General features: G+C 71.7%; 11 protein-coding genes. All 11 read left to right on the top strand.

Translation table 11 applies throughout. From position 1 onward, the window contains the following. Positions 1 to 41 precede the first annotated feature (41 nt). The 11 genes from DEJ05_RS08625 (at position 42) to DEJ05_RS08575 (ending at position 13,877) form a co-directional block, all read left to right on the top strand. Positions 42 to 2,837, top strand: a complete 2,796-nt coding sequence (locus DEJ05_RS08625; RefSeq protein ID WP_111110238.1) for a DNA polymerase III subunit gamma and tau — start codon at positions 42 to 44, stop codon at positions 2,835 to 2,837. Continuing rightward, the gene (gene recR, locus DEJ05_RS08620) at positions 2,837 to 3,436 is read left to right on the top strand and encodes a recombination mediator RecR (protein ID WP_017888680.1); all 600 of its coding nucleotides are present in this window, start codon (positions 2,837 to 2,839) and stop codon (positions 3,434 to 3,436) included. The genes DEJ05_RS08625 and recR overlap by 1 nt, the downstream gene beginning before the upstream one ends. Before the next feature lie 116 nt (positions 3,437 to 3,552). Then, on the top strand, positions 3,553 to 4,818 hold the full coding sequence (locus tag DEJ05_RS08615) for an aspartate kinase (RefSeq protein WP_017888681.1): 1,266 nt from the start codon (positions 3,553 to 3,555) through the stop codon (positions 4,816 to 4,818). A 43-nt stretch (positions 4,819 to 4,861) separates the two neighbouring features. Beyond that, positions 4,862 to 5,914 carry an aspartate-semialdehyde dehydrogenase gene (locus tag DEJ05_RS08610; RefSeq protein ID WP_071405015.1) on the top strand — a complete coding sequence of 351 codons (1,053 nt, stop codon included), beginning with the start codon at positions 4,862 to 4,864 and terminating at the stop codon, positions 5,912 to 5,914. A 98-nt stretch (positions 5,915 to 6,012) separates the two neighbouring features. Continuing rightward, positions 6,013 to 7,500 (top strand): malate:quinone oxidoreductase, encoded by a 1,488-nt coding sequence (locus DEJ05_RS08605; protein ID WP_111029411.1) that lies wholly within the window; start codon positions 6,013 to 6,015, stop codon positions 7,498 to 7,500. A 58-nt stretch (positions 7,501 to 7,558) separates the two neighbouring features. Then, complete coding sequence (locus tag DEJ05_RS08600) at positions 7,559 to 8,713, top strand: Rv2578c family radical SAM protein (RefSeq protein WP_111110237.1); 1,155 nt, start codon at positions 7,559 to 7,561, stop codon at positions 8,711 to 8,713. A 170-nt stretch (positions 8,714 to 8,883) separates the two neighbouring features. Next, positions 8,884 to 10,104, top strand: a complete 1,221-nt coding sequence (locus DEJ05_RS08595; protein ID WP_071405013.1) for a sensor histidine kinase — start codon at positions 8,884 to 8,886, stop codon at positions 10,102 to 10,104. Next, positions 10,101 to 11,390, top strand: coding sequence for a hypothetical protein (locus DEJ05_RS18060; RefSeq protein ID WP_181440693.1), 1,290 nt, complete (start codon positions 10,101 to 10,103; stop codon positions 11,388 to 11,390). The genes DEJ05_RS08595 and DEJ05_RS18060 overlap by 4 nt, the downstream gene beginning before the upstream one ends. Next, positions 11,377 to 12,078, top strand: coding sequence for a response regulator transcription factor (locus DEJ05_RS08585; protein WP_035808846.1), 702 nt, complete (start codon positions 11,377 to 11,379; stop codon positions 12,076 to 12,078). Before DEJ05_RS18060 ends, DEJ05_RS08585 begins: the two co-directional genes overlap by 14 nt. Continuing rightward, positions 12,078 to 12,704, top strand: a complete 627-nt coding sequence (locus DEJ05_RS08580; protein ID WP_111110236.1) for a thymidine kinase — start codon at positions 12,078 to 12,080, stop codon at positions 12,702 to 12,704. Before DEJ05_RS08585 ends, DEJ05_RS08580 begins: the two co-directional genes overlap by 1 nt. 129 nt (positions 12,705 to 12,833) lie before the next feature. Next, the gene (locus tag DEJ05_RS08575; RefSeq protein WP_111022275.1) at positions 12,834 to 13,877 is read left to right on the top strand and encodes an LLM class flavin-dependent oxidoreductase; all 1,044 of its coding nucleotides are present in this window, start codon (positions 12,834 to 12,836) and stop codon (positions 13,875 to 13,877) included. Positions 13,878 to 13,944: the final 67 nt, after the last annotated feature.

Here is a 13,944-nt window from a genome sequence, read left to right as displayed (position 1 = left end):
CGGGCACGCGGGTTGTCGGTCGTGACGGCTACCCTTGTCGCGTGGTCACCGCCCTGTATCGCCGTTACCGGCCCGAGAACTTCGCCGAGCTGATCGGGCAGTCGCAGGTCACCGACCCGCTCCGCACGGCGCTCCGCACGAACCGCGTCAACCACGCCTACCTGTTCAGCGGGCCCCGTGGCTGCGGCAAGACGACGTCGGCCCGCATCCTGGCGCGCTGCCTGAACTGCGCCGAGGGCCCGACCGACACCCCGTGCGGCGTCTGCCCGAGCTGCGTGGAACTCGCCCGCGACGGCAGCGGTTCGCTCGACGTCATCGAGATCGACGCCGCGAGCCACAACGGCGTCGACGACGCGCGTGACCTGCGCGACCGTGCCGTGTTCGCGCCGGCTCGCGACCGCTACAAGATCTTCATCCTCGACGAAGCGCACATGGTGACGCCGCAGGGCTTCAACGCACTGCTCAAGCTGGTCGAGGAACCGCCGGAGCACGTCAAGTTCATCTTCGCGACGACCGAGCCCGAGAAGGTCATCGGCACCATCCGGTCGCGCACCCACCACTACCCGTTCCGGCTCGTCCCGCCCGCGGTGATGCTCGAGTACATCGAGCAGCTCTGCACGCAGGAGTCCGTGTCGGTGGCCCCCGGCGTCCTGCCCCTGGTGGTGCGTGCCGGCGGTGGATCCGTCCGTGACACCCTGTCGCTGCTCGACCAGCTGATGGCCGGCAGCGAAGACGGTGCGATCGCCTACGAGCGTGCCGTGGCCCTGCTCGGCTACACCGATGCCGCCCTGCTCGACGACGTCGTCGACGCCCTGGCCGTCGCCGACCCGGCGTCCGCGTTCGCCGCGATCGACCGCGTCGTGCAGACCGGACAGGACCCCCGCCGTTTCGTCGAGGACCTGCTCGAGCGCCTGCGCGACCTGATCGTCGTCGCGGCGACGAACGAGAGCGCCGCCGCCGTCCTGCGCGGGGTCTCCCCGGAAGAACTCGACACCATGAGCCGCCAGGCCGGGGTCTTCGGCGCGACCGGGCTCTCCCGCTCCGCCGACATCGCGAACCGTGCCCTCACCGAGATGACCGGCGCGACCTCGCCCCGGTTGCACCTCGAGCTCATGACTGCCCGGATGCTCGTGCCCGAGGCCGACGACACCCAGCGCGGAGCCCTCGCCCGCGTGGAGCGACTGGAACGTCGCGTCGGGGTCGGCGACGCCGGTGGACACCAGGCCGGCGCCGGCGAGCAGTCCGCTCCCGCCGTCGCCGCTGCACCGCGTCGTGAGCAGCCGGCAGCCGCGGCTCCCGCAGCGCCTGCTCCCTCCCTCGCCCCGACGCCCGCTCCGGCAGCGGCTCGTGCGACGCCCGAGCGTCCCGTCGAGCAGCCCGCCGCGCCGCAGGCCGACTCCGGAGCCGTGGCCCGCGACGCCGCAGCGTCGTGGGCAGCGGTCGCTCCGAGCACTCCTGGAGCACCCGCGCAGACCTCGGCCGAGCCCGCGAAGTCCGAGCCCTCGAAGCCGGAGCCCTCGAAGCCGGAGCCCTCGAAGCCCGCGGCCGAGCCGGTCAGCCCGTCGTCCACCGGTCAGGGCACGACGATCGGTGACGAGCCCGCCGTCCGGACCGTCGGTGCCGTCGGCTTCCAGCAGATGCGCGACTCCTGGCCGCAGATCGTCGAGCACGTGCAGCACGCCAAGCGTTCGGCGTGGTCGGTGGTCGTCACGGCGCAGGTCACCGCGCTCCGCGACGACGTGCTGACGCTGACGTTCCCGAGCCAGCAGGACGTCGCCTCGTTCAAGGAGATGTCCGACCCCTCGGCGAGCGTCAGCGAACTGCTCCGCGCCGCCATCGTGGACGTCCTCGGTCTGCGGGTGAAGTTCGTCGCCCGCGGGCCCGGACAGCAGCAGCGTCCCCAGCAGCAGCAGCAGCAGTCGGCTCCGGCACAGCAGGCCGCACCGGCCCAGCGTCCGGCGCCCGCTGCCCAGGCGCCCGCCGCGGCCCCGGCGCCGGCCCCGGCGCCCGAGCCCGCAGCACCGGAGTCCCCGACGCCGGCTTCCGCTGCTGAGCCCATGCCGACGGCTGCCCCTGCCGCCGAGCCGAAGGCCGCGTCGGCAGCACCCGAGTCGACGGCACCTCCTGTGCCGACGGCAGCGCCCGCGCCGAAGTCCGCGCCCGAGCCGAAGGCAGTGCCGACCGCGTCCGCCCCGCAGCGCGACCAGGCACCGGCCGAACCGACCCCCGCTCCCTCGGGCGCGCCGGTGACGGACTGGGCGGTCGCGACGATCCCCGCCAGCGACCCCACCGCCGACGCCGTCCCGGAGTCCGTCGAGCCCAGCTGGGCAGCACCCTTCGGCACCGTGCCGGCGTCCGCGCCGGTCGCCCCCGCCGAGACGAGCACGCCCCAGCCGGCCGAGTCGGCACCGTCGGCCGCACCCGCGCGACCGGGCGCTGCCACGGCCGGGCAGCCCGACGGCCCGACCACCCCGGGTCTGCAGGCGGCGTCCGGAGCGGGAGCCGTACCTCCCGGCGGTTCCGTCGTGCCGGGCGTCCCGGTCGACGACTACCCACTCGACGACGAACCGTACGACGACGGTGCCCCGTTCCCCGACCCGGGGATCGGACGAAGCGCAGCACCAGCAGCACCAGCAGCACCCGCAGCCGCGGCGCCGGCAGCCCCGGTGCAGCAGGCCGCACCGCAGCGTGCGGCCCAGCCCGCCGCCGCTCCCGCCCGCACCGCACCGCCCGCACGCCGCGCCCCGGTCGCCGGCCGGTACGGCGAGGCCGTCGTGCGTGAGATCCTCAACGCCCAGTTCATCGAGGAGACCGCTCTCCACCAGGACGGTGCCTGATGTACGACGGGATCGTCCAGGACCTCATCGACGAGTTCGGCCGCCTGCCCGGCATCGGCCCGAAGTCGGCGCAGCGCATCGCCTTCCACATCCTGCAGACCGAGTCGTTCGACCCGAGCCGGCTGTCCGAGCTGCTCGCCGACGTCAAGGAGCGGGTCCGCTTCTGCGAGATCTGCGGCAACGTCACCGAGAACGTCCAGTGCAGCATCTGCCGCGACCCGCGCCGCTCGCCGGCGACGATCTGCGTGGTGGAAGAGGCGAAGGACGTCGCGGCGATCGAGCGCACACGAGAGTTCCGCGGGCTGTACCACGTGCTCGGTGGGGCGATCAGCCCGATCGACGGCATCGGACCGGACGACCTCCGCATCCAGCAGCTCATGACACGTCTGGCCGACGGCACCGTGGCCGAGGTCATCATCGCGACCGACCCCAACCTCGAGGGCGAGGCGACGGCGACGTACCTCAGCCGGCTGCTCGTCCCCATGGGCATCCGCACCACCCGGCTCGCGTCGGGGCTGCCCGTCGGCGGCGACCTGGAGTACGCCGACGAGGTCACGCTCGGTCGTGCCTTCGAAGGGCGCCGCGTCGTCGGCGGCTGACCGCCACGCAGGATCCTTGCGTCGGGGCCCGCTCGCACGCAACATCCCCGAAACACCGACTACCATTGTGAGACCGCGTGACCTCGCGGTGTCGCCGTCTCCGGGAGTACCAGCCAGTGGCCTTGATCGTGCAGAAGTTCGGTGGTTCATCCGTCGCGGACGCCGAGAGCATCAAGCGCGTGGCGAAGCGGATCGTCGAGACGAAGAAGGCCGGCAACGACGTGGTCGTGGCGGTGTCGGCGATGGGCGACACCACCGACGAACTCGTCGACCTGGCGCACTCCGTCACGCCGATCCCCGCCGGCCGTGAGCTCGACATGCTCCTGACCGCGGGGGAGCGCATCTCGATGGCGCTGCTCGCGATGGCGATCAAGAGCCTCGGGGTCGAAGCGTCCTCCTACACCGGCAGCCAGGCCGGCATGCTCACCGACGCCCAGCACGGCAAGGCCCGCATCGTCGACGTCACCCCGAAGCGCGTGCGCGAGGCGCTCGACTCCGGCCACGTCGCGATCGTCGCCGGGTTCCAGGGCTTCAACCGCACCACGGGCGAGATCACCACGCTCGGCCGCGGCGGCTCGGACACCACGGCCGTCGCCCTCGCCGCAGCACTCGACGCCGACGTCTGCGAGATCTACACCGACGTCGACGGCATCTTCACCGCCGACCCCCGCGTCGTGCCGAAGGCCCGCAAGGTCGATCGCGTCACCAGCGAGGAGATGCTCGAGCTCGCAGCCTCGGGTGCCAAGGTCCTGTACATCCGCGCCGTCGAGTACGCCCGGCGGCACGGCGTCACCCTGCACGTCCGGTCCTCGTTCAACAACAACGAGGGCACCATCGTCTACAACCCTGCCGAGGGGGAAACCGTGGAAGAACCGATCATCACCGGGATCGCCGGAGACCTCTCCGAGGGCAAGATCACCGTCGTGGGGGTCCCGGACCAGCCGGGCAAGGCCGCCGAGATCTTCACCAACGTGGCACGCGCCGGGGCGAACATCGACATGATCGTCCAGAACGTGTCGGCGGCGTCGACCGGGCGGACGGACATCTCGTTCACCCTGCCGAAGGACCAGGGCCAGACCGTGCTGACGGCGCTCGAGGTCGCGAAGGCCGACATCGGCTACGAGAGCATCCAGTACGACGACCAGATCGGCAAGCTCGCCCTGGTCGGCGCCGGCATGCGCACGAACGCCGGCGTCTCGGCGCAGCTCTTCCGCGCCCTGCACGACGCGTCGATCAACATCGAGATGATCTCCACGTCCGAGATCCGCATCTCGGTCGTCACCCGCGCCGACACCCTGAACGAGGCGATGCGCGTCGTGCACAGCGCGTTCGGCCTCGACGCCGACGCCGAGGCCGTCGTCTACGCCGGCACCGGCCGCTGACGCCCGCTGACCCGTCGATCCGCTGAACCACCAGGAGCACCGCATGAGCACCCTCACCGTCGCCGTCGTCGGCGCCACCGGCCAGGTCGGCGCCGTGATGCGTCGCCTGCTCGAAGAGCGCGCGTTCCCGGCCGACCGGGTCCGCTTCTTCGCGAGCGCCCGTTCCGCCGGCACGACGCTGCCGTTCCGGGGCGAGCAGATCGTGGTCGAGGACTCCGAGCTCGCTGACCCGTCCGGCATCGACATCGCGCTGTTCTCCGCCGGGGCCACCGCCTCGCGGGCCCTCGCGCCGAAGTTCGCCGCCGCCGGGGCACTCGTCGTCGACAACTCCAGCGCCTGGCGTATGGACCCCGACGTCCCGCTCGTGGTGAGCGAGGTGAACCCGCACGCCATCGACCAGGCGCCAAAGGGGATCATCGCGAACCCGAACTGCACGACCATGGCGATCATGCCGGTGCTCAAGGTGCTCGACACCGAGTCCGGGCTCCGCCGACTCGTCGCCACGACCTACCAGGCGGTCTCGGGTTCCGGGCTCGCCGGGGTCGAGGAACTCCTGGGCCAGGCGAAGGCCGCGCTCGAGCAGGACACCGCTGCGCTGACGCACGACGGATCCGCCGTGACGTTCCCCGAGCCCGTCAAGTACGTCCGGCCGATCGCCTTCGACGTCGTGCCGCTCGCCGGCAGCATCGTCGAGGACGGCCTGGGCGAGACCGACGAGGAGAAGAAGCTCCGGAACGAGAGCCGGAAGATCCTCGAGCTGCCCGACCTGCTCGTCGCCGGCACGTGCGTGCGCGTCCCCGTGTTCACCGGGCACTCGATCTCGGTGCACGCCGAGTTCGAGCGTCCGCTGTCGCCCGAGCGTGCGACCGAGATCCTGTCGAGCGCACCCGGGGTCGAGCTCTCCGACGTCCCGACCCCGCTGCAGGCCGCCGGCCAGGACCCGGCGTTCGTCGGCCGCATCCGCGCCGACCAGTCCGCGCCCGAGGGCCGCGGCCTCGTGCTGTTCGTCAGCAACGACAACCTGCGGAAGGGCGCCGCGCTCAACGCGGTGCAGATCGCCGAGACGATCGTCGCGCGCCGCTCCGTCGACGCGTAGCGCGCCCCGGGCGCGACCAGCAGACGGACAGGAGGCCCGTGGCGACACCGCCACGGGCCTCCTGTCCGTCTGTCGGGTGCCGCCGGTAGGATCGACGGGTGGCAGAGCAGCAGGTGGACCCCATCGACGTCGTCCTGATCGGCGGAGGCATCATGAGTGCCACGCTCGGGGCCATCATCCACAAGCTCGAGCCCAGCTGGAAGATCCGCGTGTACGAGCGGCTCGGCACGGTTGCGCAGGAGTCCTCGAACCCGTGGAACAACGCCGGTACCGGGCACTCGGCACTGTGCGAGCTGAACTACACGCCGGAACTGCCGGACGGCCGCGTCGACATCGCGAAGGCCGTCACGGTCAACGAGCAGTTCCAGGTCTCGCGGCAGTTCTGGGCGCACCTGGTCGAGACCGGCGTACTGCCCGAACCCACGAACTTCATCAACCCCACGCCGCACATCTCCTTCGTGTGGGGCGAGGCCAACGTCGCGTACATGCGCGCCCGGTACGAGGCCATGCGTGACCACCCGCTCTTCGCGGGCATCGAGTTCTCGGACGACCCGGCGCAGATCCGGAAGTGGGCACCGGCGCTCATCCCCGGCCGCAAGAAGGACCAGCCGATCGCGGCGACCTACTCGGCAGCCGGCTCGGACGTCGACTTCGGGTCGCTCACCCGCCAGCTCTTCGACCAGCTCGAGATCGACGGTGTCGAGTTCGAACCCTCGCACCAGGTCACCAACCTGACCCGCTCCAAGGTGTCCGAGGGCTGGGTGCTCAACGTCCGCAACGAGATCGGCCGGTCGACGCAGCGCATCGCCGCGAAGTTCGTCTTCGTCGGTGCCGGTGGCGGAGCCCTGCACCTGCTGCAGAAGTCCGGCATCCCGGAGATCCGCGGCTACGGCGGCTTCCCGGTGTCGGGCGAGTTCCTTCGCACCGACGACCCCGAGGTGGTGCAGAAGCACTCCGCCAAGGTCTACGGCAAGGCCAGTGTCGGTGCCCCGCCGATGTCGGTGCCGCACCTCGACACCCGCATCGTCGACGGTGGGTCGTCGCTGATGTTCGGGCCGTACGCGGGGTTCAGTCCGAAGTTCCTGAAGCAGGGCTCGGTCCTCGACCTGTTCCGCTCGATCCGGCCGCACAACCTCCGCCCGATGCTGAGCGTCGCGTTCTCGAACTTCGACCTGGTCCGCTACCTGGTCGGCCAGCTCCTCGCGTCGAAGCACACCAAGTTCGAGGCGCTCCGCGACTTCATGCCGAGCGCCGAGCCTGAGAACTGGCACCGCATCACCGCGGGGCAGCGTGTCCAGGTGATCAAGCCCGACAAGGACAAGGGCGGTGTGCTGCAGTTCGGCACCGAGGTCATCACCGCCGCCGACGGCTCGATCGCCGGCCTGCTCGGGGCGTCGCCGGGTGCCTCGACCGCCGTGCCGATCATGCTCACGATGCTGCGCCGGTGCTTCCCGGACCGGTGGGACGGCTGGCAGGACGACGTCCGCGCGATGGTGCCGACCTACGGGCAGGACCTGGGGGACGACCCGGCTCTGGCCGACGCCACGCTCGAGCGCACGGCGAAGGTGCTCGGCCTGCACCACTGAGGCCTGTCGTGGTCCGCTCGGGTTTGCGGTCTGTTCGAACGTGTGTTCGAATGACGGCATGCGGTGGAGTGGACAGGCGATCGACGCCGAGCAGAGCGACGCGCTGCCCGGGATGGAATCGAACAGCGGGTTCGTCCGGAGCGTGACGACGCCCGAGTTCGCCGGGGTGACCTTCCACGAGGTCCTGGCGAAGAGCGCCCTGAACCGGGTGCCGAGCGCGGACGGGTCGGGGACCTACGGCTGGACGATCAACCCGTACCGCGGGTGCAGCCACGCCTGCGTGTACTGCTTCGCCCGTCCGACCCACACCTACTTGGAGTTCGACGGCGGCGCCGACTTCGACCAGCAGATCGTGGTGAAGACGAACGTCGCCGACGTGCTGCGTCGTGAGCTCGGCAAGCCCTCGTGGGACCGTCACCCGGTGGCGCTCGGCACGAACACCGACCCGTACCAGCGGGCCGAGGGGCGGTACCGGCTGATGCCCGGTGTGATCGAGGCGCTGGCGGAGTCGCGCACCCCCTTCAGCATCCTGACGAAGGGCACGCTGCTGCGCCGCGACCTGCCGTTGCTGGCCGAGGCGGCGAAGGTGGTGCCGGTCGACCTCGCGATGTCGATCGCCGTGTACGACGACTCGCTGCAGCAGTCGGTCGAGTCCGGCACCCCGACGACGTCGGCCCGGCTGGCGACCGTGCGGGCCATCCGCGACGCGGGGCTCGACTGCGCCGTGTTCCTGATGCCGGTGCTGCCGTACATCACCGACACCCGGGCGCACCTCGACGACGCCATCGGTCGGGCGACCGCGGCCGGCGCGACGAGCATCATGTACTCGGCGCTGCACCTGCGGCCGGGCGTCAAGCCGTGGTGGTTCGAGTGGCTCGGCCGCGAGCGACCCGACCTGGTGCAGCGGTACCGCGCGATGTACCTCGACAACACCTACGCGCCGAAGGACTACCGACGGTGGCTGTCGGAGCGCATCCGCCCGATCCTGGCGGCGCACGGGGTCGGACTGGGGCGCGTGGACCCGGCGACGGGGTCGATGGGCTTCTCGGAACCGCGAACGCTGCAGCCGGGGATGCCGCAGGGGCTGGGCACGGGCGGGCCGCAGGCGCTGCCGCAGGAGCAGTCGGTGCCGACGGTGTCACCGCTGAAGCGCGCCGACCCCGGGTTCGACCAGCGGCTGCTCCGGCCGGCTGCGGCGCAGACGCTGTTCTGAGGAGCGTCCGTCCGGGTCGTGTCCGGTCCACGTTCGGGGGACAGCAAGACCCCGGTCCGGGCCGCTATCATCGTGCGGGTCGCCGCACGGCCCCGGATTCGGGGTACACGGCCGCTGCTCCGGTGGTTGGATCGTGGACGGCGCCCTTGCCACCCGGAAGGATCCACCTCGTGCTCGGCATCCCCACGCACCTCGCACCGCGAGTGAACGCGTGGTCGACCGTGCGCGCATTCCACGCCGGCGCCATCGGCTCGCTGTTGGCCGCGGCCATCACGCTCGTGCTCTACGGCCTGTCCGAGCCCGGGGTGCAGGTCGTCGGCACGGCGCTGGCGGTCGTCCCGATGCTCGCCATGATCGGCGTGCACGTGCAGTTCGGCAACCGCGTCTCGGCGATCGCCTTCCTGGCCGTCGGCGGTGTCTGTGCCTGGTGGTTCGCCGTCGGGGTCCAGCAGCAGGTGCCGACCGGTTGGGTGACCTCGTACCTGATGTCCCTCGTCGTGATCCCGCTCATCCTGGTCGGGGGCGCAGGCGCCGTGCCGAGCCGCGTCGTGCTGTGGTCCTTCGTCGGCTTCCTGACCGGACGACTCGCCACGTGGATCGCCATCGTGCAGGCCGACCAGTCGCCCCGTCCGCTCATCCTCGCCTGGGTCACGCTGGGCTTCGTGGTCGCGCTCGTGCTCTTCACGACCCGCAGCACGGGGCGGAGCGAACGGGTGCAGCCCGAGCTCCTGCGTTCTGCCCGTGAAGAACACGTGTCCGCGTACCGCGCGGGGGTCGAGGCCGAGGCGTCCGCGATCCTGCACGACACCGTGCTCAACCACCTCGGCGCGATCGCCCTCGCGCCGGACGGCCCGATGGACCCGCACCTCGCCGAGACGGTCGACGCCGACGTCGCGGTGCTCACCGGCAAGGGGTGGCTCGCGCCGGCCGCCCGCCCGCGTCCCGGGGCCGCGGCCGAGGCGTTCGGCACCATGGTCGACGAGCACCGGACGCTCGGACTCGACGTGACCGTCTCGGGTGACACCTCCGCGCTCGAGCGCCTGGACCAGCGTGCGCTGTCGGCGGTCGTCCGGGCCGTCGGCCAGTGCCTGGCCAACGTGCGGAAGCACGCGGGGACCGACGCCGCAGAGGTCAGCGTGTTCGACGACAGCGCGTCCTGCACCGTCATGGTCGTCGACGACGGTCGTGGGTTCGACGAGGACGCCACCGGAGCCGACCGGATGGGCCTCCGCGGTTCGGTGCGTGAGCGGATCGGCCGGGTCGGCGGTGACGTCCAGATCTGGTCGTCGCCCGGTTCCGGCACGAGCGTCATGATGACCGTGCCGTACGGACCGGTCACCGGCGCGGTCACCGTGCCGGCGGTCAGCGACGGCCGGGGGACCGAGCGATGAACGCGATCCGGCAGCGGCTCGGGTCCGGTCCGGGGCCCCGCCGCACTGCCCAGCAGTACGACCCGCTCGGCGCGATGGGGTCGCGGCCACTGGCCGTCGTACTCGGTGCCGGCAGCGTCGTCTGGGCACTGCTCGTGTCGATCTTCGACCGCGACGTCGTGGGCAGCCCCACCCTCAGTGCCCTCACCGTGCTGCTCGTCGCGGCCTCGGCGGTGGTGGTGCTCGCTGCCTCGAGCCCGTTCCGTGCGCCGTTCCCGCGGTCGGCGTTCGTCGCGCACGTCGGGTTGCTCGGCCTGGCGTCGGTGACGAGCGTCGCGGCGCAGTGGGGACCGGACCGCAGCGCCCTGAACGACTTCATGTCCCTGATCACCGCGACCGGCATCGTCATGGTCGCGCCGTACCGTCCGTGGACCGACCTGACGATCGGCGGGCTCGTGCTGGCCGCGGTGAACGCCGTGACCTGGGGCGCGGGCGCCGCGGAGTTCCCGCACGAGGTGCCGGTCGCCGTCGCGGCGTTCCTGGCCGCGGCACCGACGCTCGTGCTGACCGCCGCGTCCGCGGTGTTCGCCTGGACCTTCGCGGGGCTCGCCGAACGGGTGCAGATCCGCGCCGGGTCGTACTCCGTCGCGCGTGCCGAGCGGGACGGCATCGCGGCGAGCGTGCAGCAGGACCGCTCGACGATCCTGTCCCGCGACGTCGCCCCGTTCTTCGCCGAGCTCCGCACGCGCGACGTCATCACCGACGCCGACCGTGCCCGTGCCCGTGCGATCGCCGACGGCATCCGGGCGTCCATGGTCGCCGACGCCGACCGCACCTGGTTCGAGCACGCCGTCCGGGTCGACGGCGGCCAGGCGCCGGTGGTCGACGACCCCGACGGCCTGATCGCGACGCTCGACACCGACCAGCGGGCTGTCGTCCGCACCTTCGTCCGTGCGGCCCTCCGTGCCTCGACCGTCGACCCGGCCGGCTTCCGCGCGACCGTGCGACGAGTCGACACTCTGGCGGACCCGGCACCCCAGGCCCGCCCGGCGGACCACGCGGCCCCCGCGGCTCGCGCAGCCCCCGCGGCCCCCGCGGCCCGGGCAGCCCTGGCGGCCCGGCCCGCGCAGGCACCCGCACCCGCTCGTGTGTCCGTCGACATGGAGCTCGCCGTCGCGGACTCCGACATCGGCATCCACCGCACCTTCGACCCCTACTTCGCCGTCCTCCGCGTGACGTTCCCCGACCTCGACGTCGCGGTCCGCCCTTCCGCCCTCGCACTAAGGTTCTCCTATGACCAGCACTGACCCGAACAGGCTCTCGGAGGGGTCGCCGTCCCTCCCGAACCCGGGAGCACGACGTGTGCGGCTGGCCATCCTCGACGACCACGAGGTGCTGCTGGACAGCCTGTCGAGCTGGATCGCGGTGAACGCGTTCGACTTCGACCTGGCCCTGACCGCGCACACCTGGCTCGAGATGGTCCACAGCGACAGCTTCCCGACCGACCTGGTGTTCCTCGACTTCCAGCTCAAGGAACCGGTCTCGATCGAGGCCCGCGTCCGCACCTGCCGTGCCGCCGGGGCGAAGGTCATCGTGCTCTCGAGCGTCGACAGCCGTGAGTCCCGCGACCGCGCCCTGGCAGCCGGCGCCGCGGCGTTCCTGTCGAAGTCGTTGCCGATGCGCGAGGTCATGGACGTCGCCCGCGAGATCATGGGCGTCGCCCGTGAGACCCCGCAGCCCCGTGAGTGGCGTCCGCTGCCGACCGGTGCCGCCGCGCACCAGCGGCCGAAGCTCAGCGCCGGTGAGGAAGAGGCGCTGCGGCTCTACGTGTCCGGCTACTCGACGAACGAGGTCGCCGCGCAGATGAACGTGCAGTACGAGACCGCGAAGACCTACCTGCGTCGCGTGCGCGAGAAGTACAGCAAGGTGGGCCGCCCCGCCTCGAAGAAGTCCGACCTCATCCGTCGGGCCGCCGAGGACGGGTTCCTCGCGTAGTGGCGAAGCTCTACTTCCGCTACGGCGCGATGAACAGCGGCAAGAGCACGGGCTTGCTGCAGGCGGCCTACAACTACGAGGAGCGCGGGCACCGGGTGCTGCTCGCCAAGCCCGCGGTGGACACCAAGGGCGACCGTGAGATCGTCTCCCGCCTCGGCGTCACCCGGACCGTCGACATCGTGTTCTCGCCGGACGCCGACGTGCGCCAGGCCGTCTCCGCCGCCGGTGCCGTCGACCCCGAGTCGGAGCGCCTGGACGGCATGGTGCGGTCCGTCAGCTGCGTGCTCGTCGACGAGGCGCAGTTCCTCACCCCGCGACAGGTCGACGACCTGCTGCGCATCGCGGTGCTCGACGAGATCCCGGTCATCACCTACGGCATCCGCACGGACTTCCGCACCGAGGCGTTCCCCGGCAGCGCCCGCCTGCTCGAGGTCGCGCACTCCCTTGAAGAGCTGAAGACCATCTGCCGCTGCGGCCGCAAGGCGGTCTTCAACGCCCGCACGGTCGACGGCCGGTTCGTCTTCGACGGCTCCCAGGTCGCGATCGACGGCGTCGACGTCGCCTACGAGTCCCTCTGCGCCAACTGCTACCTGACGGAGTCCGGCGGCCGCCTCGACGGCGCCTGACCGCTCGTGCCGGCGTGCGTCCGGTACGCACCCAGCAGACGGGCTGGAGGCCCGTGGCGGCGCCGCCACGGGCCTCCAGTCCGTCGCGTGCACAGGAATGCACGTGCGCCGACGCGCGTTGGTGACCACATGACCGACGACACCCTGCACCTGTCCGTCCTCGACCTGGCCACCCGCGAGTACGGCCAGTCCAACACCGAGGCCCTGCAGGGGTCCATCGACATGGCCGTGCACGCCGAGCAGCTCGGGTACGAGCGGTTCTGGGTCGCCGAGCACCACGGGATGCCGGGCATCACCTCCTCGGCCCCGGCGGTGCTGCTGAGCGCCGTGGGCGCGGCCACCTCGACCATCCGCATCGGATCCGGTGGCGTCATGCTGCCCAACCACGCGCCCCTCGTCGTCGCCGAGCAGTTCGGCACCCTCCGTGCGCTGTACGGCGACCGGGTCGACCTCGGGCTCGGGCGCGCTCCCGGCACCGACGGTGCGACGGCGATGGCCCTCCGCCGCACGGACCGACTCGACGTCGACGACTTCCCGGACCGCTTGGCCGACCTGATCGGGTTCTTCACCGGCATGGGCGCCGAGAACCCGCTGGCGGGCATCCGCGCCGTGCCGGGCTACGGCGACGTGCCGGAGTTCTGGCTGCTCGGGTCCTCCGGCTACAGCGCCCAGGTCGCCGGTGCGCTCGGCATCTCCTTCGCCTTCGCCCACCACTTCGCGTCGGACAACACCGAGGCGGCACTCGCCCTGTACCGCGATTCGTTCCGTCCGTCACGCTTCCGCCAGACGCCGAACGCGCTGATCGGTGTGCAGGTCGTCACCGACGAGGACCCCGCCGTCATCGACGAGCAGAGCGCCCCGGGCATGATCTCGTTCATCCGGATGCGCTCGGGCCGGAAGCCCGAGCCGGTGTCGATGGACGAGGCGCGTGCGTACGAGTTCAACGACCTCGAGCGTCGGTTCATCGCGGCCCGCACCGAGCGTCAGGCCTACGGCAACGCCGAGCAGGTCGCGGAGAAGATCAACGCACTCGTGGCGTCGACCGGGGCGAACGGCGTGATCGTGTCGCCCGGTGCTGCGCAGGCGCGGTACCGGCACCAGGCGCTCGACGTCGTGGCCGGGCTGCACGCCGCCGGCAAGCTCGTGCCCGCGGGTGCGTCGGTCTCCGTCTAGGTCGCTTCGTGAGCAGGAATGGTCGGGTGTCCACTGGGCACCCGACCATTGCTGCTCACGAAGTTCC

This window comes from Curtobacterium sp. MCLR17_045 (genome assembly GCF_003234405.1).
Taxonomy (GTDB): Bacteria; Actinomycetota; Actinomycetes; order Actinomycetales; family Microbacteriaceae; genus Curtobacterium; species Curtobacterium flaccumfaciens.
Note: the sequence above shows the minus strand (reverse complement) of the source record. Positions and strands in the feature narration are given on the sequence as shown.

What these genes read in the sequence shown, in the direction of transcription:
- recR (WP_017888680.1), top strand. Translation starts at nt 2,837, where the DNA reads ATGTACGACGGGATCGTCCAGGACCTCATCGACGAGTTCGGCCGCCTG.
- DEJ05_RS08610 (WP_071405015.1), top strand. Translation starts at nt 4,862, where the DNA reads ATGAGCACCCTCACCGTCGCCGTCGTCGGCGCCACCGGCCAGGTCGGC.
- DEJ05_RS08600 (WP_111110237.1), top strand. Translation starts at nt 7,559, where the DNA reads ATGCGGTGGAGTGGACAGGCGATCGACGCCGAGCAGAGCGACGCGCTG.
- DEJ05_RS18060 (WP_181440693.1), top strand. Translation starts at nt 10,101, where the DNA reads ATGAACGCGATCCGGCAGCGGCTCGGGTCCGGTCCGGGGCCCCGCCGC.
- DEJ05_RS08585 (WP_035808846.1), top strand. Translation starts at nt 11,377, where the DNA reads ATGACCAGCACTGACCCGAACAGGCTCTCGGAGGGGTCGCCGTCCCTC.
- DEJ05_RS08575 (WP_111022275.1), top strand. Translation starts at nt 12,834, where the DNA reads ATGACCGACGACACCCTGCACCTGTCCGTCCTCGACCTGGCCACCCGC.